Raw genomic sequence first — 24,291 nt, forward strand, 5'->3', positions numbered from 1 at the left:
GCGGCTGGGGAAGAGATCCCCGACCACAGGGCCGTGCGTCAGGCCGCGGGGCTTGGCGCGTGACGCGCTCGATCAGTCGACCGCGAGGGCCTCGACCGGTGAGGTCCGCACCGCGCGCCGTGCCGGGATGACCGAGGCGAGCAACCCGGCCACGACCGAGACGACGAGCACGATCGCGATATCACGCCACGGGATCGCGAGCTGCAGGTCGCCGAACGATCCGAGGATCGCGGCCGCACCCGACCAGCCGTAGACGAGGCCGAGGACGATCCCGAGGAGCGTTCCGACGACCGCGATGAGCAGGCCCTCGATCGCGAGCATCGAGCGCAGTTGACGCTTCGAGAGGCCGATTGCACGGAGCATCGCGTTCTCGCGCTGACGTTCGATGACGGAGAGCGAGAGCGTGTTGGTCACGCCGATGAGGGCGATGACGACGGCAACCGCGAGCAGTCCGACGACGACCGCGAGCAGGATGTTGATGACCTGCTCGAACATGGCACGCTCGGCGGCCAGCCCCGTCACCCACACGCCGAGATCATCGACGACGTCCTTCATCGCGTCGATGGTTGCGACAGGCTCGCTCGAGTCGAGCTTGACGAAGAGCGTCGAGACCGGAGCGTCAGGTGCGAACGTCGCGAGCGTCGCCATGGTCACGGTTGGGGCGCCAAGCCCCTGGGTGACGACGTCCACCGCGAGATCGATCTTCGATCCGTCGTTCAACGTGAGGGACGCGGCAGTCGCCGTGGCAACCACGGCATCCTGCGACGTCACGACGAGAACGCCGTCGCCAATCCCGTCGACGAGCCGCACGTCGTGAAGAACATCGCGCGCCCGTGCGGGCTCGACACCCTGAACGGTGGCCTCCGGCAGGTCGACCACACCGCTCGGGGTCGTCAAGGCGATGTTCGCGACGTTGGTCGAGGACACCGGGGCCACGGCCGCAACACCGGCGACAGCCGCGATCTCCTGCTGAACCGTGTCAGTGAACGGTGATTCGCCGGGCGTCTGCTGGCCTGACTCGATGATCGCGTCGACGGCGAAGTTGGAGTCGAGCTGCGCGTTGAACGTCGCCCGTGCGCTCGCGGCGCCAGTCGACATCATCGCAACGAGCGTGACGCCGATGAGGAGCGCCGTGCTCGTTGCTGCGGTGCGGTGCGGGTTGCGCAGCGTGTTGGCCGAGGCAAGGCGAGCGGCCGCACCCGTGCGAGACAGCAGGCGTCCGACGGCCGAGGCCACGGCAGGAATCCAGAACACCGATCCCACGATGAGCCCGACGAACGAGATCGCACCGCCAGGGATGCCGAGAAGGAGGCCGATCTCGGGCCGTTCAAGCACGATGCCTGCCGCGACGCCGCCGCCGAGGAGGAGCACGCCCAGCACGGTCGCCACGATCGAGGTGACGAGCCGGCCGGTCGAGCCCTGCCGGATCGAGGGCGCATCTGCGGGGCGGAGCGCGGCAAGCGGAGCGACCCGGGTCGCGGCGCGCGCCGGGGCGAAGGCCGAGAGTGTCGTCACGGCGATACCCGCGATGAGCGGGACGAGGATGACGGCGGGCGTGATCGTGATGGTCGTCGGCAGCGCGACCGCAAAGTCCCGCGTGCGCAAGACCGCGAGCAACGCTTGCACGCCGGCGGACCCGAGCAGGATGCCTGCGAGGGAGGCCAAGGTTCCGAGCGTCGTGGCCTCGAGGATCACGGATCCGCGCAGCTGCTTCTTCGTGGCTCCCACGCAGCGCAGAAGTGCGAGCGTGCGGGTGCGCTGCGCAACGAGCACCTGGAAGGTGTTGGCGATGACGAGCCCCGCGACGATGAGCGCCAGCGCGCCGAATGCGAGCACGACGTACATGACGGTATTGGTGTCGCCGCTCATCTGGGCGATGCGGGCGTCGGCGTACTGCTGCTTGGTCTGGACGACGACGCTGCCCGCGGAGGCCTCGTCCGTGCCGCCTGCGACGAGCGCCGCGGTGGCGGCCTTGCGCACGTCCGCGAGAACGGACTCGGGATCGGTCCCCGCAGCCGTGACAAGGAGCGCCTGCGACATGCCGCTGTAGTCGTCCCACGTGAGGAGGTCTGAGGCGAGCGCGACGAGCGCACCGTCGGTGGCGATGAACGCGCTGTGGGGGTCGTCGACGAGGCCCACGACCGTCACAGGGACGCGAAGGCGCCGCGAGGCGTCGCCTTCGACCGGGAGCATGGTCTCGATCTCGATGGTTCCGCCGATCGCGACGTCGAGACGCGTGGCGAGGTTCGTGGGCAGCGCGACCTCCGCCGAGGCCGTCGGAAGACGTCCCGCGGTGACGACCTGGACGTTCAGCTCAGGCGTGAGCGCCACGGGGGTGCCCATGATGCCGAGTGAGCGTTCGTCCTTGCGGACGGTGAGGTAGGTCTGGGTGAAGGGGCTCGAGGTCTCTACCCCGGGGACGGAGGTGAAGTCGACGATCTTGTCGAGAGGCATCTGACCGATGGCCGAGGCGTCGACGAAGACGTCGGCGTCGGCGAGCGACGCGGCGACCGAGTCGGTCGTCGTCGTCGTCATGAGGTTGCCCGCGAGGAGCGTCGCAGCGACGAAGGCGGTGCCGATCGCGATCGCGATGCCCGCCGCGACGAGCCTCCCGACCGACTTGCGCATCTGAGCGAAGGTGAGGCGGAACATCAGGCCTGACCCCCGACCGGCGTCGACTCGAGCGTGCGCAGGGCGTCGAGGCCCGCAAGGACCGACTCCGGTGTCGGGTCGGTGATGTCGCCCGCGATGCGTCCATCAGCGATGAGCACGACGCGGTCCGCGTAGGCCGCGGCGGCCGGGTCGTGCGTCACCATGATGATGGTGCGGCCGAGCTCGCGCACCGAACGGCGCAGGAAGCTGAGGACCTCGGCGCCGGAGCGCGAGTCGAGGTTGCCCGTGGGCTCGTCAGCAAAGATGACGTCGGGCTTCGTGATGAGCGCGCGTGCGATCGCGACGCGCTGCTGCTGCCCGCCTGAGAGCTCGGCCGGACGGTGCGTGAGGCGGTCGCCGAGACCGAGCGTCGTGACGAGAGTGGCGAGCCAGTCGCGGTCGACCTTGGTCCCGCCGAGGTCGAGGGGCAGCAGGATGTTCTGCTCCGCTGTGAACATCGGCAGGAGGTTGAACGACTGGAAGACGAAGCCGACGCGGGTGCGACGCAGCTCGGTGAGCGCATCGTCACCGAGCGACGTGATCTCGGTCGTGCCGATGCGTGACGAGCCGGCGGTCGCCGAGTCGAGGCCCGCCAGCAGGTGCATGAGCGTCGACTTGCCCGAGCCCGAGGGGCCCATGATCGCGGTGAAGCGGCCGGGGGCGAAGTCGACGTCGACCTTGTCGAGCGCGATGACCTGACCGGCTCCCTTGCCGTAGACCTTGGTGAGTCCGCGGGCGCTGACCGCGCCCGTCGTACCGGGGGCGACGGTGGTGTCCATGGTGGTGCTCCTCATGCGTACGGGGGTGAGGCGGGCGGGGGCCCGCCGGCTTCTCCGACGCTATCGAGGTGACCTGCGGGGGCACGTCGGCCTGCAGGAGGGTTCGGTGCGTGGGCCGTGTCATCCCACGGTCGTACCGTTGCCCGACGCGAGGTGGCGCACCTACGCGCCCGGGCGGACGAGCCCGGTCTCGTAGGCGGTGACGACCGCTTGCACGCGGTCGCGTGCGCGGAGCTTGGCGAGGATGCGCCCGACGTGCGTCTTGACGGTGGCCTCGGCGACGAAGAGGTCAGCGCCGATCTCCGTGTTGGAGCGGCCCCGCGCCATGAGGACGAGGACCTCGCGCTCGCGGTCGGTGAGGGCGGCGACGCGCGAGTCGTCGGCCGGTGCGGTCGTGCCGGGTGCGGGCAGTGCTGTCGCCATGTGCTCGATGAGACGGCGCGTGCTGGACGGCGCGATGACTGCGTCGCCGCGGTGGACGGTGCGGATCGCGGCCAGCATCTCTTCGGGAGGGGCGTCCTTGAGGAGGAACCCGCTCGCTCCGGCGCGGATCGCTTCCATGACGTACTCGTCGAGGTCAAAGGTCGTGAGGACGATGATGCGGGGCTGCTGCTCGGCGGGAAGTCGCGTCTGCCAGGCCTCCGTGAGGCGTGCGGTCGCGGAGAGCCCGTCGAGCTCTGGCATGCGGACGTCCATGAGGACGACGTCGACCGGATGGTCGACGAGCAGGCGTACGGCCTGGGCCCCGTCGCCCGCCTCGAGGGTCACGGTGAGGTCGGGCTGGGAGTCGATGACCATGCGGAAGCCGGCGCGCACGAGCTGCTGGTCGTCGACGAGTGCGACACGGACGACGTCGTGGGTCGGGTCGAAGGTCACGAGGGCTCCTCAGGGGTGGGGGGTGCAGCGGCGGGGCCGCGCGGGATCGGAACCGTGAGATGGACGCGGAACCCGCCGCCGGGGCGAGGGCCTGCGGTCAGGGTTCCTCCGAACATCGTGGCACGCTCGCGCATGCCGAGGAGGCCTTGGCCTGCTCCGTCGCCTCCTGCCGAGGCGCCGCGGCCGTCGTCGGAGACCTGGAGCGTGAGGGACTCGATGCCCCACGTGAGCACGACGGTGACGCTCGGGGACGGCCCGGCGTGCTTGAGGATGTTCGTGAGGGACTCCTGGCACACGCGGTAGACCGCGAGCCCGACACCCGGTGGGAGGGTACGGGGCGTACCCATGCGGACGAACGACACGTCGAGGCCCGTTGCGCGCACCTGGGCGACGAGCCCTTCGAGGTCGCCTGAGGCCGGTTGCGGAGCGCGGTCTCCGGGCGGCGAGCCTGCCCGCGAACCCGGGGAGGTGGCCCCGGCGGCCACGTCGGGCAGCGACGTGGGTGGCCGGAGCCCGTCGGGTTCGCGGAGAACTCCGAGCAGCCGTCGCATGTCGGCGAGGGCGTCCCGCCCCGTGTCGGCGATCGTTCCGAGCGTGCGTTCGCCCGCGGCGGGGTCGTGTCGGACGACGTACCGGCCGCCGTCGGCCTGGGCGATGATGACCGACAGCGAGTGGGCGACGATGTCGTGCATCTCGCGGGCGATGCGGGTGCGCTCGGCGGCTGTCGCGATGCGCGCCTGCTGGTCGCGTTCGACCTCGAGCCGCTCGGCGCGGTCGATGAGCGCGGCCACCATGTCCTTGCGGGCTCGACGTGTGAGGGCAAATCCCCAGACGGCGAGCTCGGCGAGGACCATCGAGAACGCACCGAAGGCGATGCCCATGAAGGCGCCCGGGGTCCCGATGCCGTCGGTGACCCACAGCATCATGGAGAAGAGCACTGCTCCGGCGATTCCGGTGATCATCGCCGTGCGGTAGGCCCACCGTGGTCCGTGGACGGTGACGGAGTAGAGGGCGACGAGCACCGCGAGGATCGCCGGGTTGGCGCCCGGTTCTGGAGCGGTCAGGGTGTAGAAGAGGCCGACGGAGTAGACGAGGACGACGGACAGTGTTGGCCGGTAGCGGCGCAGGGCGAGGGGAGCGAGGAAGAGGATCGCGTAGACGCCCTCGAGCATCGACACGCCGAAGAGGCCGATCGCGAGGACGAGCAGGAGGGCCGTGCCTGCGACATCGATCCACAGCGCGTTGCGGTCCCAGGTCTGCTGCAGGCGCTGCCACCAGGGGGGCCGGAAGTCGTCGGACACGCGTCCAGCCTAGGTTGGCGTGTGGCCCAGGTGCGTCATCCTGCGGGCGGAGCGGTCGGTCGCGATGCCCTCCCGAGGGGGGGAGCGGGGCGGGTGATCCGTGTGATACCTCGCACGATCTGCGTTGTCAGATGCGTCGCTGGGCGTCTCTAGGGGAAGTCATGACCTAACATGGGGGAATGACGAACGTGCTTCTTGCCGAGGACGACCCGGCGATCAGCGAGCCGCTCGCTCGCGCGCTTACCCGTGAGGGCTATCACGTCATCGTCCAGGGGACGGGGCAGGGCGCTCTCGCGAGCGCTGCCGACGTCGACCTTGTCGTCCTTGACCTGGGCCTTCCAGACATGGACGGGCTCGACGTGGCCCGCGCGATCCGCGCTCAGGGCCTGACGACCCCGGTCCTCGTGCTCACTGCGCGTGCCGACGAGGTCGATCTCGTCGTCGGGCTCGACGCGGGGGCTGACGATTACGTCACCAAACCTTTCCGTCTTGCCGAACTTCTCGCCCGCGTCCGCGCGCTCCTGCGCCGCACGCACGGTGAGGTCGAGGCCGAGGACGAGATCCGTGCGCAGGACGTCCGCGTCGACGTCGCCGCGCACCGCGCGTTCCAGTCGGACCGCGAGCTCCACCTCACGACCAAGGAGTTCGACCTCCTGCGCGTGCTCGTCGCCAACGTCGGCACCGTCGTCGTGCGCGACACACTCATGCGCGAGGTGTGGGGCTCGGAGCTCGTCGGCTCGACGAAGACGCTCGACATGCACGTCTCGTGGCTGCGTCGCAAGCTTGGCGATGACGCGAACTCCCCGCGGTACATCTCGACGGTGCGTGGCATGGGCTTCCGGTTCGAGACCGGGGCCCGCTGACCGAGCCGTCGGATGCGCCGTCGTCTCATCCTCGCAGCCCTCTCAGCGGTTGCCGTCGCGGTGCTGCTGCTCGGCTTTCCGCTCGCGTTCCTCGGTGCCCAGCTGGTCAAGGACAACGAGGTGCGCGAGCTGCAGATCCGCGCGCAGAACATTGCCCGCGCGATCGACGGCCGCGTCGCGCGTGGGGCTGAGCTGAGCGACGACATGCTCGACGGCTACGTCGGGGGCAACGGACGCCTGTCCGCCTACGTCCATGTCATCGGGCCTGCGGGCGAGGTCATCACGGGCGGTGAGGAGGTCACGGGTCGCGTGACCAAGACGCTCGCCCTCTCAGACTCCAAGGCGATCGTCGAGGTCCGGGTCTCGTCATGGGACCTCTACGTGAGGTCGGCGCAGATCATCGTGCTTGTCGGCGTCGCCGCGGTCGTCGCGGTCGGTGCAGCCATCGTCGTCGCGACGTGGCAGGCCAACCGCCTTGCGGCGCCTCTGCTCTACCTGTCGGCGTCGGCCGAGCAGATCGGCTCGGGGCAGACGCGTCCGCGCCTCGAACCCTCGGGGATCGAAGAGATCGACCTCGTGGCGGCCGAGCTCGCCCGGTCCTCCGACCGGCTCGCCAGGCGGCTCGCGGTCGAGAGGCAGTTCGCGTCTGACGCGTCCCACCAGCTGCGTACACCGCTCACGGCGCTCACGATGCGCATCGAAGAGATGTCTCTGGCTGCCCCCGACAACGAGGCGGTGCAAGAAGAGGCGCGTGTGTCGCTCGAGCAGATCGAGCGGCTCGTCACGGTCGTCGACGACCTGCTCTCGCGGTCGCGACGTTCGCTCGGCGGCAACAACGAGGCTGTCGTCCTCGCGGACGTCGTCGCGCAGCAGGTCGAGGAGTGGGGCCCCACCTACGCTGCGCTCGGGCGCGACCTCGTCGTCGACGTCGACCGCGCGACGACCGTCCTCGCGACGCCGGGAAGCCTAGCGCAGATCATCGCGACCCTCGTCGAGAACTCGATCAAGCACGGCGGCGGGACGACGACCGTGCGTTCCCGTCCGGGAACGAGCGGCGCCGTCGTCGTCGAGGTGTCCGACGAGGGCCCGGGCGTGCCCGACGACCTCGCACCTCGCATCTTCGAACGCGAGGTGACCTCGGGTTCCGGGAACGGGCTCGGGCTCGCCCTCGCGCGTGACCTCGCCGCAGCCGACGGCGCGCGCCTCGAACTTTCGCAGCGCCGCCCGCCCGTCTTCTCGCTCTTCCTCGTCGGCGTGCCAAAGTCGCTCGACCCCTCGGTCGTGCTCCCCGTCGGCTCGGTCGTGTCGTCGGGCTGGAGCCGTCGTCGTCGCCCCCCGACCTGAGTCTCGCGCATCCCGTACGGGACTTCCCGTATCACCTACGTCCCCTTCGCGGGGCTAGGCTCAGACAATGCCCTCGACTGCATCCCCGGTGCGGCGCACCTTGCGCGCACGTCTCCTCGCTCGCTTCTGGGAGCTCGTGCGCTTCGGGTCCGTCGGCGGCATCGCCTTCGTCATCGACACGGGCGTGTTCAACCTGCTCGTCCACGGCCCCGGTGAGGTCCTCGGGCACAAGCCGCTCGTCTCCAAGGTCATCGCCGTCGCCGTCGCGACCGTCTTCTCATGGGTCGGCAACCGCTACTGGACGTTCTCCGACCGGAAGACCGCCAACCGCGTCCGGGAGTTCGTCGGATTCGCCGTCGTCAACGTCGGCGGCATGCTCATCGCTGTCGCCTGCCTTGCCTTCTCGCGCTACGTCCTTGGGCTGACGAGCGTGCTCGCCGACAACATCTCGGGCAGCGTCGTGGGGCTCCTGCTCGGCATGGTCTTCCGGTACCTCGCCTACCGGAGCTTCGTCTTCACGGCCGGGGTCGGCGACGACGTGCAGCCGGGTGCGGGCCCGGGCACGGTCCCGGGCATGGACTCGGGCTCAGACCTGAGCATGGACTCGGGCTCAGACCCGGGCTCATACCCGGGCTCAGGCGATGTCGGGACGAGCGGCGAGCGCGCGCCCCTCGACCCCGTGCGCTGAGGGACCCGTGCGCTGAGACCCAGCGACTGAGGCGAACGTGCGTGACGGAGCCGTGCGTGGCGGAGCCGTGCGTGGCGGAGCCGTGCGTGGCGGAGCCGTGCGTGGCGGAGCCGTGCGTGACGGAGCCGTGCGTGACGTTGGCCCCGTGCTGGGCGTCCGCCGAGCGGGCACCCCTCGGGCGTCGTGCCTGCCTCGCGTACCCTTGGGGATCGTGAGCGCACCGGTCGTGGCAGTCGTGGGTGGGGGCCAGCTGGCCCGAATGATGGCTCCGGCCGCGGGTGAGCTCGGGGTGCACCTGCGCGTGCTCGTCGAGGAGCCCGGATCGTCGGCCGCCCAGGTCGTCGCGGACGCTCCCGTCGGCGCTGCCGCCGACCACGCTGCGGTGCGCGCGCTCGTCGCGGGAACGTCCTCGGCGGGAACCTCGTCGGCGGGCGCGACCGTGCCGGGCGGGGCCCGCGCAAGCGTTCTCACCTTCGAGCACGAGCACGTGCCCTTCGCCCTCCTTGATGAGCTTGCTGCGGCCGGGACGCCCGTCCACCCGAGCCCCGCCGCGCTCATCCACGCGCAGGACAAGATCGTCATGCGTGCCAAGCTCACGGCGCTCGGGGTCCCGTGCCCGCGTTGGGCCGTGCTCCCCACGTCCCCCGCCGAGGGCCACGCGACGCTTGCCTCGTTCCTTGCAGAGGGGGACGGGACCGCGGTCGTCAAGACGAGCCGCGGTGGCTATGACGGCAAGGGAGTGCGCGTCGTGCGCTCGGCTGACGAGGCTGCCGACTGGTTCGAGGCCGTCGCAGCGGGAGGTTCCGCGCTCCTCGTCGAGGAACGCGTGCCCTTCGTGCGCGAGCTTGCAGTCCTCGTCGCGCGCCGGCCCTCGGGCGAGGTCGCGACCTACCCGGTCGTCGAGTCGGTTCAGCGCGACGGCGTGTGCTCCGAGGTCATCGCCCCCGCCCCCGACCTGTCGGCCGCGCTCGAGACCGAGGCCCGCGCGATCGCCGAGACGATCGTCACGGGGCTCGGCGTGACGGGAGTCCTCGCGGTCGAGATGTTCGAGGTCGACGGACGCGTGCTCGTCAACGAGCTCGCGATGCGACCCCACAACTCAGGCCACTGGACGATCGACGGTGCCGTGACCAGCCAGTTTGAACAGCACCTGCGAGCAGTGCTCGACCTGCCTCTCGGAGACACCTCGCCGCGCGCGCCGTGGACCGTCATGGCCAACGTCCTGGGCTCCGCGCTCACGGAGCTGACGGACGCGCTCCCCGCCCTCTTCGCCGCCGACCCCGGCGCGCGCGTCAACCTCTACGGCAAGTCCGTGCGACCGGGGCGCAAGCTCGGCCACGTCAATGTCTCGGGGGCCGACCTCGACGACGTCCGCCGACGCGCGATCGCCGCTGCCGCGCAGCTGCGCGGCGAGTAGCCGACGTCGAGCCCGCCCCGCCCCACCCCACGCCCGCCCCTCTCCACGCCCCGCGCCCGCCCGACCCACAGGAGCCTCAAGTGAGCACCACGCCCGCACCCGTCGTCGGCATCGTCATGGGATCCGACTCGGACTGGCGCGTCATGCGCGCCGCAGCCGAGGCTCTCGCAGAGTTCGATGTTCCGGTGGAGGTCGACGTGGTCTCGGCCCACCGCATGCCCACCGAGATGATCGACTACGGTCGCGAGGCCTCCGCGCGCGGCCTGCGCGTCATCATCGCGGGCGCGGGCGGTGCCGCGCACCTGCCGGGCATGCTCGCGGCGGTCACGGAGCTGCCCGTCATCGGTGTACCCGTCCCGCTCGCCTACCTTGACGGCATGGACTCGCTGCTCTCGATCGTCCAGATGCCCGCCGGAGTCCCGGTCGCGACCGTCTCGGTCGGCGGGGCGCGCAACGCGGGCCTGCTCGCAGCGCGGATCCTCGGCTCAGGAACCGACGACGACGCTGCTCTTGTGCGCGCCCGCATGCGCGGGTTCCAGGAGGAGCTGCGCGACCAAGCTCAGGCCAAGGGCGTCGCGCTGCGTGAGGCGTTCGAGCGCGGCGAGTAGGAGCGACGCACGTGCGGGACCTCGTCGACTACGGGGTCGGCTTCGCCGTCTTCTCGTCGGACGTCTTCTCCACGAGCCCGTCGCCGTCGTAACGGCCCGGCTCGAGCGTTCCGTCACGCACACCAGTCCAGAAGGCGCCGGTGCGCTCCGGGTCGAGCAGGACGGTCGAGCCAGCCCCGCCGCCCGGACGGTAGTCGAGGTCAGCGACCGGGGGAGTGCCCGTGATCCCGCCCTCGCCCGTGGCCGACCGGAACGCGAGCGCGAGCTGGCCGAGGTCGACGATCCCCGTGCCGTCGTCGGCAGCGATCGCGCCGAGGCCCGCGTCGACGAGGTCGATCTGCTTGCCGGGGCTCACCGCCGTGCCGAAGCGTGCGGCCTTCTTCGTGACAGCGCCGATGAGCTGGCGCTGACGCTCCGCGCGGCCCAGGTCGCCCTTGGGGTCCGCGTAGCGCATGCGCACGAACGCGAGGGCCTTCTTGCCGTCGACGTCATGGCAGCCGGGGTTCCACTTGAGGCCCGAACGCTTGTCCCGCACCTTGTAGTCGAGACAGAGGTTGACGCCGCCGACCGCGTCGACGAGGCCCTTGACCCCGCCGAGACCGATCTCGACATAGTGGTCGACCGTGAGGCCCGTGAGGCCCTCGACGGTCGAGACAAGAAGCTCAGGGCCGCCATAGGCGTACGACGCGTTGAGCTTGCGTCCGCCGTGGCCGGGGATCTCGACGAACGTGTCGCGCGGAACGCTGACGAGAGCTGAGGGCCCCGAGTCGGGGACATGGAGCACCATGATCGTGTCGGTGCGCGCACCCGCCGTGCCGTCGGACGCGATCGCGCCGTCGTCACGGGAGTCCGAGCCTGCGAGGAGGTACGTCGTGCCCTCGGTTGCGGCCGCACCGGAGAGCGCGGCGACGTGCGTGATCTTGCCGTTGGCCCAGATGCCCAGCCCGACGGGCCACGCGATGAGCCCGACGAGAGCGAGCACGGCGACGACCGCAGCCAGGCGCCCGGGACGCACGCGCAACCGCGATCGAGGCGCACCCCCGCCTGCTGCGGGTGCATCGCCGAGCCTGTCGTCATGGTCGGCCGGAAGCGCGACGGGGTGGGCCCCCGGGGGACGGGATCCTGCGCGTCGGGCGTCTGCGGGACGAACCCCGGCAGCGCCGGGCCCTGCCGAGCGGGGCGCACCCGAACGGGGCGCACCCGAACGAGGCGCACCCGAGCGGGGCGCACCCGGGCGGGCCGCGGCTGCACCGCCCTGAACCGAGCCCGCGGCCGGACGAGCACCCGCGCTGCCGGCACCCGTCGGACGCGCACCCTCGCTCGAGGGACGCGGCGAGCCCGACGACCGCGGCGGCACGGACGCGGGCCGGGACGCGCCGGGCGCGTCACCGGGACGGGGAGCGCGAGGAACCCCTCCCGACGTCGGACGACGCGTCGGACGCGAGGCCACGTGAGAGACGGGACCGTTGCCGCCGCCGACAGGAACCGCGCCGTCGTCGGACGCAGGGCGGGAGCCGCCCGCGGCCTGCGGGGAGAAGCTGGGGGGAGGGGAGCCCTCGGGACGCTGCCGGTCGTTGCTCACGGGTGCATCAGCTCCACGCAGGCAGCGGCGCGCGAGGCGTGGCGGACAGGGCGGAACGGGCAGGTCACCCGTCGATCCTAGGCGGCCTGCGCGGCGGTGGCCCGGCGGGTCCGAGGCTGGGGGGTGAGAGAACTGTGGAGATGGCTGAGCCGGCCCAGCGTGGGCTAGGAGACGCCCCCGTCGGCGGACGTCGCGCCCGGCGGTGCCTCGTCGGTCGCGGGGTCCTGCGGGGTGGGCCCGGGCTTCTCGACCAGGGCCGTGTCGGGCACGACGCCGTGGTCGACGAGGCGGGCGCGGGCGAGCGTGAGCTCGCGCGCAAGCGCCGTCAGCTGCGACTGCATGCGGTTCATGCGCCTGAACGACGTCGCGATGAAGCTGAGGAAGGCGATGACGAGCGCGTAGAGCAGGAGGTCCGCGCCACGGCCGACGCCGATGACGTTCGCGACCTGCGACAGGATCGAGGGGAAGAGCACCGACGCGGCCGCTGCCACGATGAACAGCACGAGCAGCAGACGACGGATCGCCTGGTGCCGCGCATCGCCCGTCGACCGGTTGAGGATGACCGCGACCCACGCGATCGACGCGAGGAGGATGACCTGGATGAGCACAGCTCCCCCTTACCGGAAGACGAGATCGACGAGGATGTTCACCGAGTTCCACAGCGACTGGCCCTTGCCGCGCGAATACTCGGTGTAGAGGACGTGCACGGGGTGCTCGCGCCACGGCAGGCGGGTGCGGCCCAGCTGCAGGACGATCTCGCTCGCGTGCGCCATACGGTCCTGACGCAGGTGCACCCCGCGCGCGGCATCAGCGCGCATGACACGCAAGCCGTTGTGAGCGTCCGTGAGCCGGAGCCCCGTCGACTGGTTCGTGAACCACACCGCGATCTTGAGCACGAGCCGCTTGAGAAGCCCCGCCTGCGTGCGGTCGTCAAGGAACCTCGACCCGAAGACGATCGCGACGTCCTCCGCGCGCGCGAGGTCGACCATCGCGAGCGCATCCTCGACGCGGTGCTGGCCGTCAGCGTCGAACGTCACGACGTAGCGCGCCCCGCGGGAGAGGGCGTACGAGATTCCGGTCTGCAGCGCTGCGCCCTGCCCCAGGTTGACCGGGTGCTCCAGGACGCGAGCACCCGCAGCGCGCGCAGCCTCGGCCGAGCCGTCGGACGAGCCGTCGTCGACGCACACGACGTGAGGGAACGTCGGGAGCACGTCGCGAACAACCTCACCCACGACCGCCGCCTCGTTGTACAACGGGACGACAAGCCACGCGTCGAGGACGGGAGGGCGGGTCATGACCGATATTGTGGCACCCCGCGCCGCATCCGCTGGACGATCGTCCTGAAGGTCCGGCCCCCGCGGCGGTAGTCTGACCGAGGTCGGCTCTCCGACCGGCGCCGCAGCGCGCCCCGACGTCACCCGGACGGAGCAGGAATGGCAGTGCGCATCGCGCCGAGCGCGGACGTCTCGCAAGAGGCCACCATCGGAGAGGGCAGCTCGATCTGGCACCTCGCGCAGGTGCGCGAGGATGCCGTCCTCGGAGCCGGCTGCATCGTCGGCCGCGGCGCATACATCGGAACCGGTGTCCGCATGGGCGACCACTGCAAGATCCAGAACTACGCGCTCGTCTACGAGCCCGCAGAGCTCGCCGACGGCGTCTTCATCGGCCCCGCCGCGGTCCTCACCAACGACCAGTACCCGCGCGCGATCAACGCCGACGGAACCCTCAAGGACGCCTCCGACTGGACCGCGGTCGGCGTGACGATCGGGACCGGCGCCGCGATCGGCGCCCGCGCTGTCTGCGTCGCACCCGTGACGATCGGTGCCTGGGCGACCGTCGCCGCAGGCGCCGTCGTCTCGCGCGACGTCCCGGCGCACGCGATCGTCCGCGGAGTGCCCGCCCGCCAGGTCGGCTGGGTCGGCCACGCGGGCCACCCCCTGGTCGCCGAGGGCGACCGCTTCCGATGCCCTGCAAGCGGCCGGCTCTACGAGCCCGCCGGCGACACCATCAGAGAGGTTGAGAACGCATGAGCGAGCTGGAGTTCATCCCCCCGGCCAAGCCGATCATCGGTGACGACGAGCGGGCTGCCGTCGATCGCGTCATGCGGTCCGGCATGGTCGCGCAGGGACCCGAGGTCGCCGCGTTCGAGCAGGAGTTCGGCGCGCACATGGTGGCGGGCCGCGAGTGCGTCGCCGTGAGCTCGGGGACCGCGGGCCTCCACCTCGGCCTCCTCGCTGCGGGCATCGGCCCGGGCGACGAGGTCCTCGTACCGTCGTTCACGTTCGCCGCAACCGGCAACTCGGTTGCGCTCACGGGCGCGACGCCGGTCTTCGTCGACATCGAGCCCGACACGTTCGCGATGGACCCCGCGGCCGCAGCCGCCGCGATCACCGAGCGCACCGCGGGCATCATGCCCGTCCACCTGTACGGGCACCCGTTCGACGCCCCCGCGTTCCAGGCGCTCGCCGCCGAGCGTGGCGTGCAGCTCTTCGAGGACGCAGCGCAGGCCCACGGCGCGAGCCTCGGCGGCGAGAAGGTCGGTACGTTCGGCGCGTTCGCCATGTTCAGCCTCTACCCGACGAAGAACATGACGTCCGGCGAGGGCGGCATGGTCTCGTGCGCCGATGCGACGATCGCCCGCAACCTGCGGCTCCTGCGCAACCAGGGCATGGAGAAGCAGTACGCGAACGAGGTCGTCGGCTTCAACAACCGCATGACCGACATCCACGCATCGATCGGCCGCGTCCAGCTCGGCAAGGTCGACGGCTGGACCGCCCAGCGTCAGGCGAACGCCGCGTTCCTCGACGCGGGCCTCGCCGGCGTCGACGGCGTCGTCGTCCCGCCCGTGCGTGAGGGCGCCGTGCACGTCTACCACCAGTACACGATCCGCCTCGACGGGGCGACCGGCGCCGAGCGTGACGCTGTCGTCGCCGCGCTCAAGGCCGAGCACCAGGTGGGTTCGGGCGTCTACTACCCGATCCCCAACCACCGCCTCTCCTCGCTCGAGCACTACGCCCCGGGCCTCGACCTGCCCGAGACCGAGCGGGCGGCACGCGAGGTCATCTCGCTCCCCGTGCACCCCTCGCTCACGCCCGAGCACCTCGAGCGCATCGTCGCCGCGGTGACCGCCGTCGTCGGGGCAGGTGCATGATGGCGAACCTGCGCGCAGGAGTCATCGGGATCGGCGCCATGGGTCGCCACCACGTGCGTGTCTTCCGCGAGATGGAGGGCGTCGACCTCGTCGCGCTCGCCGACCCGGGCGGTGACCCGTTCCGCGTCGCGGGCGGCCTCGAGGTCCTGCCCGACGCTGCCGCGCTCGCGGCCGCAGGCATCGACCTGGCGGTCGTCGCCGTGCCCACGCGCTTCCACGAGGAGACCGCGCTCACGCTCGCAGCAGCGGGTGTGCACACGCTCGTCGAGAAGCCCGTCGCGGTCGACTCGGCCGCGGGCGAACGCATGGCGCGCGCGTTCGACGACGCCGGCCTCGTCGGCGCCGTCGGCCACATCGAGCGCTACAACCCCGCGATCCAGGAGGTGCGCCGACGCATCGCCGACGGGCAGCTCGGTGAGGTCTACCAGATTTCGACGCGCCGCCAGGGGCCGTTCCCCGCGCGCATCGCGGACGTCGGGGTCATCCTCGACCTCGCTTCGCACGACATCGACCTCACGGCGTGGGCCGCGCAGTCGACGTACGCGACCATCGCGGCGCAGACGTCATTCCGCTCCGGCCGTGAGCACGAGGACATGGTCCTCATCACGGGCCGTCTCGCCAACGGCGTCAACATCAACCACACGGTTAACTGGCTCTCGCCCATGAAGGAACGGCTCACCGTCGTTGCGGGTGAGCGCGGCACGATCGTCGCCGACACGGCGACAGCCGACGTGACGTTCTACGAGAACGGGCGGGTGCAGACCGAGTGGGACGCCGTCGCGGCGTTCCGCGGCGTCGCCGAGGGTGACGTCACGCGGTACGCGATCGCCAAGCGTGAGCCGTTGCGCACCGAGCTCGAGGCGTTCCGTGACGCCGTGCTCGGCGGGGAGAACCGCACCGTGTCGATGGCCGAGGGGCTTGCGACGCTGCGCGTCGCCGAGGCTGCGAAGCGGTCGTCGGAGACGCAGGAGACCATCCGCCTGTGACGGCGCCCGAGGTGAGGCGGCACAGCGTGCTCGCGACGCGGATCTTCGCGCCCGAGCCCGCGGCGGCCTCGTTCCGTCTCGAAGCGCTGGCACGCGCGCTCGCGACCGTCGACCCCGCTGCGCCGGGCGAGCGCCACGCCGTCACCGTGCTGACAACGCAGTCACGGCGCGACCAGCGGGCGTCCGCACGCACCTCTGACGAGGTGCTGCGCGAGTCCCGGGTGCGCGTCGAGCGAGCGCCGGTGCTGCGGGACCGCACGGGCTACGTGCGCGGCTACCTGCCCTACCTCTCGTTCGACATCCCGCTGCTCCTGCGGATGCTCGCCACGCCCCGCCCCGACATCGTCATCGTGGAGCCACCGCCCACGACAGGCGCGATCACGCGCCTCGCATGCGCCGTGCGCCACGTGCCGTACGTCTACTACGCGGCCGACGTGTGGTCGGACGCGACCGCGGGCGACGGCTCGGTCCCCGGGGTCGTCACGCGGCTGCTCGCCAGGGTCGAGGGCTGGGCCATGCGCGGCGCGGCGGGCATCGTCGCGGTCTCGCCCGACGTCGCCGAACGCGTCGAGCACCTCATCGGGCCGCGCCGCACGAGCCGCCGGAATCGGCGCCGACCCGAGGTCGTCGTCGTGCGCAACGGCGTCGACACGGACGTCTTCCGGCCGGGCCTGCCGCGCCCCGAGGGCGCGCCGGCCCGCTACCTCGTCTACGCAGGCACGACGTCAGCGTGGCAGGGTGCCGACGTCTTCGTGCGCGCGCTCGCACGCGTCCGCACGGTGGCCCCCGACGCGGAGCTCGTCATCCTCGGCCAGGGCTCGGACTTCGACACCCTCCGGACGCTTGCGGACGAGGTTGCACCCGGCGCCGTCCACCTCAGCCCCCTCGTGCCCGCGCTCGAGGCTGCCGCCTGGATCAGCCATGCCGCCGCCGCGCTCGTGTCGGTGCGACCGGGCGTCGGCTACGACCTCGCGCTGCCCACCAAGACGTTCGCCGCCGCTGCGTGCGGCACCCCCGTGGTCTTCGCCGGGCCCGGCCCGGCCGTGCCCATCGTGCGCGAGCACGGGCTGGGGCACGCGGTCGCCTACGACGTCGACGAGGTCGCGGCCGCGATGATCGCCGCGCTGGACCACGCCGGGGCCGACCCCGACCGTTCCGCACGCCTTGCCGCGTGGGCGCGTGAGAACGCGAGCATCGCCCACGTCGGGGCATCCGTCGCCGCTCACGTGCGACGATGGCGCGACGGCCGCGCACGGGGCGCGGCCGCGGGCGAGGACGGTCAGTCGTGAAGCTCATCTGGCGCACGTGGCAGCAGCTCGTCCCGCTCCTGCCCGGGCGGGCCCAGCGGTTCCTGCGCACCTACATGGTCGCCAATGCGGGCCTGTCCCTGCTCGACGTCGCAGCTTTGGCGCTCCTCGCCGTCTCGCTCGCCCCCATGCTCGCGGGCGGGCAGGCTTCCCTGCCGCTGCTGGGCGAGGTCGGCAACGTCGTCGTCATCGGCGCCGTCTCGGCGCTCATCCTTCTCAAGGGCGTCCTGTCCGTGACGCTCCAGTGGACCGTCACGCGGCGCTTCGCGGCGTACGAGCTCGAGATCGGCGACCGGCTCTTCGACGCGTACATCCGCGCGCCGTGGACCGACCGGCTCTCGCGCTCGACCTCACAGCTCGTGCGCCTCGCTGACGTCGGCATCGCGAACGCGACCGCGGGGTTCCTCCTGCCGGTCGCGGGGCTGCCCGCCCTCGCCGCGACGTTTGCCTCCGTGCTGCTCGTCCTCGTCGTCACCGAGCCCGTCACCGCGGCGATCACCCTCGTCTACCTCGGGCTCGTCGGGCTCCTGCTCTACCGCGTCGTCTCGCGCCGCTCGGTGCAGGCCGGGCGCGTCAACCGTGACTACTCGTTCCGCGTCGCGCGGCTCATGACCGAGATGGTCGGCGCGCTCAAGGAGATCACGCTGCGCGACAAGGCGGGCGAGGTCGCTGACGTCGTGCGCGCCAACCGCGCGCACACCGTGCGGGCGCGCGCGAACCTCTCGTTCCTCGCCGCGGTTCCGCGCTATGTCGTCGAGACCGCGATCGTCGGAGGCTTCCTCCTGGTCGGGGGAGCGGCGTACCTGCTCGACGGGCCCGGGGCGGCCTTCGGTGCGCTCGCGATGTTCGGCGTCGCCGGCTTCCGCATGGTCCCAGCGATCACGGGCTTCCAGGCCGTCATCGCGACGACCGCCGCGAACATCCCCAACGTCACGGCCGTCATCGGCGACATCGTGGCCGCCGAGGGCTACCTCCGTGCGGCGGAGACCGGCGGACGCGAGCCCCTCGCGGGCGAGCCGACGACCCTCACCCTGCGGGGCGTCGGCTTCACCTACCCCGGCACGCAGACCGAGGCGATCCGCGACGTCGACCTCGACCTGCCGCTCGGCTCGTCCCTCGCGCTCGTCGGGACCTCGGGCGCGGGCAAGTCGACGCTCGTCGACGTTCTGCTCGGTCTGCTCGTCCCCCAGACCGGGACGATGCGCGTCGGTGACCAGAACCTCACAGACGTGCTCGCCGCGTGGCGCGCACGTGTGGGCTACGTGCCGCAGGACGTCGCGCTGTTCGACGGCACCGTCGCGCAGAACGTCGCGCTCACCTGGACCGACGACATCGATCGTGACAAGGTCCGTGCGTGCCTCGCGAGCGCGCAGCTGCTCGACGTCGTCGACGCCCGCGCGGGCGGCCTCGACGCACGCGTCGGAGACCGCGGCATGGCGCTGTCGGGCGGTCAGCGTCAGCGCCTCGGAATCGCTCGCGCCTTGTACTCCGACCCGCTCGTGCTCGTCCTTGACGAGGCGACGAGTGCGCTCGACACCCAGACCGAGGCGTCCGTCGCCGCTGCGATCGCGGGTCTGCGCGGGCGCGTCACCCTCATCTCGGTGGCTCACCGACTGTCGACGATCCGCCACTCCGACCAAGTGTGCTTCATGGCCGACGGCACGATCGCGGCGCGTGGCACGTTTGACGAGCTCGTCGCGGCGGTCCCCGACTTCCAGGTGCAGGCCGCGCTCGCGGGCCTCACCTCCTCCCCTCCCGACGGGGGCGACGCGGGTGGCTCGTCGGGGCCCGTCCGGCAGGATGGCTGACGTGCACGCCGCCACCCCGACCCCCGCGGTCGACCTCATCATTGCCGTCCACGACGTGCGACGAGAGATCGGGCGTGCCGTGCGCAGCGTGCTCGCGGGCTCCGAAGGACTCGTCCGGGTCACGGTCGTCGCGCACGACCTCGGCGTCGGCACGGTCGACGCCGCGCTGGCCCTCACGCCCGACGAGCGACACCACGTGCGCGTCCTCGGGTTCTCCGACCACGTGCGCAGCCCCGCGGGGCCTTTCAACCACGGTCTCGCGCACGCGACGGCCGAGCACGTCGCCGTCATGGGCTCCGACGACACGCTCGAGCGAGGTGCGGTCCGCGCGTGGCTCGACGTCGCGCTCGAGCGCGACTCCGACGTCGTCCTCGCCCCGCTGCGCCAGGGCGGCGAGATCCTCCGCAACCCGCTCGTGCGGCCCGGCACTGGCCGCCCCGGCCCGCGCGCGACGACCCCGCTCGACGTGGTCGCTGACCGACTCCTCTACCGCTCCGCACCTCTCGGCCTCCTCCGACGGGCGACGCTCGCGCGCCTCGGCCTCACGTTCACCGAGGGCCTCGCGACAGGGGAGGACCTCGAGCTCTCCACGCGCCTGTGGTGCTCGGGCGCGCGCATCGACATGCTGCCCTCGGCCCCCGCGTATGTCGTCGGCGCAGACGCTGCCGACCGCGTGACAAGCGTCGTGCGGCCCGTCGCCGACGAGCTCGCCGCGGTGACGCGCCTGCGCGGCACCGGCCTCACCGCCGACCTGGTGCCCTCGCAGCGCCGCGCGCTCGCGATCAAGGTCCTCCGCGTCCACGTGCTCGGCGCCCTCGCGCGCCGCCCGTCCGCGGACGCGTGGGACGACGACGGGCCCGCCGTGCTGCGCGCCGAGGCACGGGCCTGGCTCGAGACCGCGCCCACGGCCCTGCACGCGCTCGCGCGTGCCGACCTTGCCGCGCTCCGGGTCGTCGCGGGCCCCGCGTGGGTGGCACGCACGGGCGATGACGGCCGCCTGCCCGTCGGCGCCGGCGACGGCGTCCCCGCCACCGCAGGAACCTTCGCCTCCGCGGCGCTCGTCCGTGCCCGCGCGGGCCGGCTCGCAACGCTCGTGCCGCGCGACCTGCCCGACCTTCTCGACCCCGAGTCGACCGCGACCCGCTACGTGAGGTACCGACTGCCGTGGTGAGCCTTCCGCCTGCGCTTGCACGCGCCGCGGGAGCCGTCGTACGCCGCGCGCCCGACGGTCTTGTCCGCGCGGTCGCCCCGCGACTGCGGCCGTGGGCGCCCGACGACGTCCCCGCGAACCCGCCCGTGCCCGGCGCGCCCGTGCGCCTCTACGTCGGGCCCGCGAACTACGCCGGGCAGGGCACCGCGTGGGCGCGCGCGGCCGAGCTCCTCCCCGGCGTCGGCGCCGTCGCCATGACTGCCGAGCCCGCCGCCGGCTTTCGCTTCTCGACCGACGTCCGCGTGCCCCAGGACATCTACACCGGCTCGCACCGCTGGCAGACCGCCCAGCGACGCTACGTCGGGCGCTTCACCCATGTCCTCGTCGAGGCCTGCCGCCCCCTCTTCGGAACGCTGCATGCGAGCGTCCGCGAGCCGAACGGCGTGTGGCGCGAGATCGACGAGCTACGAGCCTCGGGCCTCGTCGTCGGCCTCGTCGCCCACGGCAGCGACGTGCGCGACCCCGCGCGCCACCTTGACGCCACGCCATGGTCCCCGTTCCGCGACGAGCAGTGGGAGACCGGACGCCTGCTCGCGGTCTCCGCGCCCGAGCACAACCGGCGCCTCGACGAGCTCGAGGCGCGCGGCATCCCGACGTTCGTCTCGACGCCCGACCTCCTGCGCGACCGCCCGGCCGCGACGTGGCTGCCCCTCGTCGTCGACCCCTCGGCCTGGGTGACGCCCGAGCCGCCACTTGCGCGGGCCGTGCCCGTCGTCGTCCACGCGCCGACGAACGGCCCCGTCAAGGGCACCGCCGCGATCGAGCCCGCCCTCCAGCGGCTCGCGGCCCGCGGCGTGATCGAGTACCGGCGCGTCACGGGCGTGCCCGCCGAGGGCATGCGTGACGTCTACCGTGACGCAGACGTCGTCCTCGACCAGTTCGCGCTCGGCTCCTACGGCGTGGCGACGTGCGAGGCCATGGCCGCCGGACGCGTCGTCGTCGCGCACGTGACCGAGCAGGTGCGGGACGCGGTCGCGCACCGTGCGGGACGGGACCTGCCCGTCCTCGAGGCAACCCCTGACACTCTCTCCGACGTCCTCACGAGCGTGCTCGACGAGCGTTCGACGGTCGCCGAACGGGCCTGGACCGAAGGCCCCGCATTCGTGCGCGCACTCCATGACGGCCGCGCGAGCGCCGAGGCGCTCGCGGGATTCTGCGGCGTGACGAAGGCGTGACTGCGCGGGCTCCGCTCCCCTGGGGCCTCGCCGCGGTCGCGACGACGAGTCGAGGCGTTTTCCGTGCAAGGCGTTGGTCTCGCATAACTCATGGGACTCGTGAGGCTGCCGAAGAAGTGCCAACGTGGTGTGACGACAGACCCACAGCCCTGGGAGACTAGAGCCGTGCCCCGTCCATCGCTCCTCATCCTCTCGTTCTCGCCGATCGCGTCCGACGCGCGCGTCCTCAAGCAGGTCCGGCTCTTCGCGGGCCGTTACGACGTGACGACGTGCGGCTTTGGGCCCGCACCGCTCGGCCCTGGGCTTGAGGACGCCCGGCACGTCGAGATCCCTGCCGAGCACGCGAGTCTCGCGCTCGACGGGCGCCTCATCACGCTGCGCGCGTACTCACTGGTCGAGCGGCGCACGCCCGCCGTCGTGGGCGCGACACGCGCGCTCGACGATGCCGGCGTCCGGCGCGGTGCGTTCGATGTCATTCTCGCGAACGACGTCGAGTCGGTGCCGCTCGCGCTCCGGCTGCGGCCCCGGCGCGGCGTCCACGCGGACCTCCACGAGTTCTCTCCCTGGCTCCACGAGGAGAACCTGGCGTGGAAGCGACGCATCGCGCCCTACCTCACGTGGCTCGTGCGCAGGTACGTGTACCGGGCGGCGTCAGCCACGACCGTGAGCGGCGTGCTCGCCCGCGCCTACCGGGAGCTCGGCGTCGACGCTGGCGTCGTCGCGAACGCCGCACCCTACGTTGACCTCGCGCCCTCTCCCGTCCCCGCCGACCTACCGCTGCGGCTCGTGCACTCGGGCGCAGGACTGGCCAACCGGCACCTCGAGACTCTCGTCGACGCGGCAACCCTCACGACCGCACGGGTGACGCTCGACCTCTACCTCACGCGGAACGACCCGGGCTACGTCGACGCGCTCCGCCGCAAGGCGGAGTCCACGGGTATCGTCACGGTCCACGAGCCCGTCCCGTACGACCAGCTGCTCGCAACCCTCAACGACTACGACCTCGGCGTCTACCTGCTCCCGCCAGTCAACCGAAACAACGCCGGGGCGCTGCCGAACAAGCTCTTCGACTTCGTCCAGGCGCGGCTTGGCCTCGTTGTGTCGGCCAACCCAGAGATGGCTGCGGTCGTCGACCAGCACGGGATCGGCATGACGACGTCGGGTTACGCCGCCCAGGACCTCGCCGACGTCCTCGACGGCCTCACTCGCGACGACGTTCGCAGGTGGAAGGCCGCCTCGCATGCTGCTGCGCGTGCCCTGTCCGCTGAAGAACAGGTCGACGGATGGGTCCGCGCGATCGACGCCATTGCTGAGGAGCCCGCCCGATGATCCCCCGACCCCGCCTGCTCATCCTCTCGTTCTCGCCCATTGCGTCCGACGCCCGCGTCCTCAAGCAGGTGCGTCTCTTCGCCGAGCGCTACGACGTGACGACGTGCGGGTACGGGCCAGTGCCCGAGGGGGTCACCGAGCACCTCCGCGTGCCCGACGAGGCCGTGTACTGGCGCAAGGACCCGCTCGCGCTCCTCACGTTCCGGCACGGGACGGTTCTCGCACGCAACGCCGCGTCCACGGCGGCGCGCACGCTCCTCGCGGGCCGAGAGTTCGACGTCGTCCTCGCCGACGACGTCGACGCCGTGCCGCTCGCCCTCGAGGTTGCCCCGCGTCTTGCCTCGGGCCGCGCCGCAGTCCACGCCGACCTCCACGAGTACGCGCCCGCGCAGAACGAAGAGCTCCTGCGGTGGCGACTCTTCGTCGCGCCCTACGTGCGCTGGCTGCTGCGCCGCTACGTCACGCAGGCCGCGTCCGTGACAACCGTCGCCCCCGGCATCGCTGAGGCCTACGAGCGTGAATACGGGCTCGCGACGGACGTCGTCGTCAATGCAGCGCCGTTCGTCGAGCGTGAGCCTGGCCCCGTCCATGACCCGTTGCGCCTTGTCCACTCGGGTGCTGGCCTTGCCAACCGATTCCTCGATCACCTCGTTGAGGCAGCAGAGACGACACGAACGGACTGCACGCTCGACCTCTACCTCGTGCGCAATGACCCCGCCTACGTTGATGACTTGCGCGCCCGCACCGCTGGTTCGGCTCGCGTCACCGTGCACGACCCCGTGCCGTACGCCGAGCTCGGCGACACACTCGCCGCCTATGACCTCGGCGTCTACGTGCTGCCTGAGGTCAACCGCAACAACGCCATGGCGTTGCCGAACAAGATCTTCGACTTCGTCCAGGCGCGCCTGGGCCTCGTCGTCGGGCCCAACCCCGAGATGGCGCGGCTCGTGCGCGAGCACGGACTGGGCGCGGTGGCCGAAGCGAACACCGCCGCGGCGCTCGCGGCCGCTCTCGACGCGGTGACGCCCGAGGACGTCGCCGCGTGGAAGGCAGCCTCGCACGCGGCCGCACGCGACCTGTCAGCCGAGGCGCAGTCGGGTGCGTGGGAGCGCGCCGTCGACGCGATCGCGGAGGCGCCGCGCTGAGTCCGCCGAGCCCCGCACGGGGCGCACAGACCCGGCCGGCCGTCCACGCCGGTCCCTGATCGCGGCGCCG

At 71.9% G+C, this 24,291-nt stretch carries 21 protein-coding genes and 1 pseudogene; 14 read left to right on the top strand and 8 right to left on the bottom strand.

The window, feature by feature from the left end; all coding sequences use genetic code 11:
- Positions 1 to 72: 72 nt before the first annotated feature.
- From ACTVCO_RS06090 to ACTVCO_RS06105, 4 genes are all read right to left on the bottom strand, one after another.
- Positions 73 to 2,652, bottom strand: coding sequence for an ABC transporter permease (locus tag ACTVCO_RS06090; protein ID WP_443727510.1), 2,580 nt, complete (start codon positions 2,650 to 2,652; stop codon positions 73 to 75).
- Complete coding sequence (locus tag ACTVCO_RS06095) at positions 2,652 to 3,431, bottom strand: ABC transporter ATP-binding protein (RefSeq protein ID WP_443727511.1); 780 nt, start codon at positions 3,429 to 3,431, stop codon at positions 2,652 to 2,654. The genes ACTVCO_RS06090 and ACTVCO_RS06095 overlap by 1 nt, the downstream gene beginning before the upstream one ends.
- A 162-nt stretch (positions 3,432 to 3,593) precedes the next feature.
- On the bottom strand, positions 3,594 to 4,307 hold the full coding sequence (locus ACTVCO_RS06100) for a response regulator (protein WP_443727512.1): 714 nt from the start codon (positions 4,305 to 4,307) through the stop codon (positions 3,594 to 3,596).
- Complete coding sequence (locus tag ACTVCO_RS06105; RefSeq protein ID WP_443727513.1) at positions 4,304 to 5,608, bottom strand: sensor histidine kinase; 1,305 nt, start codon at positions 5,606 to 5,608, stop codon at positions 4,304 to 4,306. Before ACTVCO_RS06105 ends, ACTVCO_RS06100 begins: the two co-directional genes overlap by 4 nt.
- A 179-nt stretch (positions 5,609 to 5,787) precedes the next feature.
- Between ACTVCO_RS06105 and ACTVCO_RS06110 the strand changes: the two genes are divergently transcribed.
- The 3 genes from ACTVCO_RS06110 to ACTVCO_RS06120 all read left to right on the top strand — a co-directional run bounded on the left by ACTVCO_RS06110 (position 5,788) and on the right by ACTVCO_RS06120 (position 8,503).
- Positions 5,788 to 6,471: a response regulator transcription factor gene (locus ACTVCO_RS06110; protein ID WP_443727514.1), complete on the top strand. Its 684-nt coding sequence runs from the start codon at positions 5,788 to 5,790 to the stop codon at positions 6,469 to 6,471.
- 12 nt (positions 6,472 to 6,483) lie between these two features.
- Positions 6,484 to 7,815 carry an ATP-binding protein gene (locus ACTVCO_RS06115; protein WP_443727515.1) on the top strand — a complete coding sequence of 444 codons (1,332 nt, stop codon included), beginning with the start codon at positions 6,484 to 6,486 and terminating at the stop codon, positions 7,813 to 7,815.
- 67 nt (positions 7,816 to 7,882) lie between these two features.
- Positions 7,883 to 8,503: a GtrA family protein gene (locus tag ACTVCO_RS06120; protein WP_443727516.1), complete on the top strand. Its 621-nt coding sequence runs from the start codon at positions 7,883 to 7,885 to the stop codon at positions 8,501 to 8,503.
- A gap of 50 nt (positions 8,504 to 8,553) precedes the next feature.
- Here the strand turns inward: ACTVCO_RS06120 and ACTVCO_RS06125 are convergent.
- Positions 8,554 to 8,724 (bottom strand): annotated as a pseudogene (locus ACTVCO_RS06125) (pentapeptide repeat-containing protein); the annotation flags it as partial.
- Here ACTVCO_RS06125 and ACTVCO_RS06130 point away from each other — a divergent pair.
- Positions 8,715 to 9,920: a 5-(carboxyamino)imidazole ribonucleotide synthase gene (locus ACTVCO_RS06130; protein ID WP_443727517.1), complete on the top strand. Its 1,206-nt coding sequence runs from the start codon at positions 8,715 to 8,717 to the stop codon at positions 9,918 to 9,920. The pseudogene ACTVCO_RS06125 and the gene ACTVCO_RS06130 sit on opposite strands and share 10 nt — an antisense overlap.
- A 116-nt stretch (positions 9,921 to 10,036) precedes the next feature.
- A complete protein-coding gene (gene purE / locus ACTVCO_RS06135; RefSeq protein WP_443727915.1) occupies positions 10,037 to 10,528 on the top strand; it encodes a 5-(carboxyamino)imidazole ribonucleotide mutase in 492 nt (163 codons plus the stop codon).
- A gap of 28 nt (positions 10,529 to 10,556) precedes the next feature.
- On the opposite strand, the gene ACTVCO_RS06140 is transcribed toward purE, so the two are convergent.
- From ACTVCO_RS06140 to ACTVCO_RS06150, 3 genes are all read right to left on the bottom strand, one after another.
- The gene (locus ACTVCO_RS06140; protein WP_443727518.1) at positions 10,557 to 11,543 is read right to left on the bottom strand and encodes an LCP family protein; all 987 of its coding nucleotides are present in this window, start codon (positions 11,541 to 11,543) and stop codon (positions 10,557 to 10,559) included.
- Between the two features lie 731 nt (positions 11,544 to 12,274).
- Positions 12,275 to 12,718 carry a DUF2304 domain-containing protein gene (locus tag ACTVCO_RS06145; protein WP_443727519.1) on the bottom strand — a complete coding sequence of 148 codons (444 nt, stop codon included), beginning with the start codon at positions 12,716 to 12,718 and terminating at the stop codon, positions 12,275 to 12,277.
- A 9-nt stretch (positions 12,719 to 12,727) separates the two neighbouring features.
- Positions 12,728 to 13,405, bottom strand: coding sequence for a glycosyltransferase family 2 protein (locus tag ACTVCO_RS06150; RefSeq protein ID WP_443727520.1), 678 nt, complete (start codon positions 13,403 to 13,405; stop codon positions 12,728 to 12,730).
- A gap of 138 nt (positions 13,406 to 13,543) precedes the next feature.
- On the opposite strand from ACTVCO_RS06150, the gene ACTVCO_RS06155 reads away from it, so the two are divergent.
- The 9 genes from ACTVCO_RS06155 (at position 13,544) to ACTVCO_RS06195 (ending at position 24,221) form a co-directional block, all read left to right on the top strand.
- A complete protein-coding gene (locus ACTVCO_RS06155) occupies positions 13,544 to 14,140 on the top strand; it encodes an acyltransferase (RefSeq protein WP_443727521.1) in 597 nt (198 codons plus the stop codon).
- Positions 14,137 to 15,261 carry a DegT/DnrJ/EryC1/StrS family aminotransferase gene (locus ACTVCO_RS06160; RefSeq protein ID WP_443727522.1) on the top strand — a complete coding sequence of 375 codons (1,125 nt, stop codon included), beginning with the start codon at positions 14,137 to 14,139 and terminating at the stop codon, positions 15,259 to 15,261. Before ACTVCO_RS06155 ends, ACTVCO_RS06160 begins: the two co-directional genes overlap by 4 nt.
- Positions 15,261 to 16,247 (top strand): Gfo/Idh/MocA family protein, encoded by a 987-nt coding sequence (locus ACTVCO_RS06165; protein ID WP_443727916.1) that lies wholly within the window; start codon positions 15,261 to 15,263, stop codon positions 16,245 to 16,247. The genes ACTVCO_RS06160 and ACTVCO_RS06165 overlap by 1 nt, the downstream gene beginning before the upstream one ends.
- Complete coding sequence (locus ACTVCO_RS06170; RefSeq protein WP_443727523.1) at positions 16,244 to 17,536, top strand: glycosyltransferase; 1,293 nt, start codon at positions 16,244 to 16,246, stop codon at positions 17,534 to 17,536. The genes ACTVCO_RS06165 and ACTVCO_RS06170 overlap by 4 nt, the downstream gene beginning before the upstream one ends.
- A complete protein-coding gene (locus ACTVCO_RS06175) occupies positions 17,533 to 19,362 on the top strand; it encodes an ABC transporter ATP-binding protein (protein WP_443727524.1) in 1,830 nt (609 codons plus the stop codon). Before ACTVCO_RS06170 ends, ACTVCO_RS06175 begins: the two co-directional genes overlap by 4 nt.
- Position 19,363: 1 nt before the next feature.
- Complete coding sequence (locus ACTVCO_RS06180; RefSeq protein ID WP_443727525.1) at positions 19,364 to 20,533, top strand: glycosyltransferase; 1,170 nt, start codon at positions 19,364 to 19,366, stop codon at positions 20,531 to 20,533.
- Entirely contained in the window at positions 20,530 to 21,747 is a 1,218-nt protein-coding gene (locus ACTVCO_RS06185) for a hypothetical protein (protein WP_443727526.1), read from the top strand. The genes ACTVCO_RS06180 and ACTVCO_RS06185 overlap by 4 nt, the downstream gene beginning before the upstream one ends.
- Positions 21,748 to 21,912: 165 nt before the next feature.
- Positions 21,913 to 23,076, top strand: a complete 1,164-nt coding sequence (locus ACTVCO_RS06190) for a glycosyltransferase family 1 protein (RefSeq protein WP_443727527.1) — start codon at positions 21,913 to 21,915, stop codon at positions 23,074 to 23,076.
- On the top strand, positions 23,073 to 24,221 hold the full coding sequence (locus ACTVCO_RS06195; protein ID WP_443727528.1) for a glycosyltransferase family 1 protein: 1,149 nt from the start codon (positions 23,073 to 23,075) through the stop codon (positions 24,219 to 24,221). The genes ACTVCO_RS06190 and ACTVCO_RS06195 overlap by 4 nt, the downstream gene beginning before the upstream one ends.
- The last annotated feature ends 70 nt before the right edge of the window (positions 24,222 to 24,291 follow it).

Source organism: Sanguibacter sp. A247 (genome assembly GCF_052324925.1).
Classification (GTDB): domain Bacteria; phylum Actinomycetota; class Actinomycetes; order Actinomycetales; family Cellulomonadaceae; genus Flavimobilis.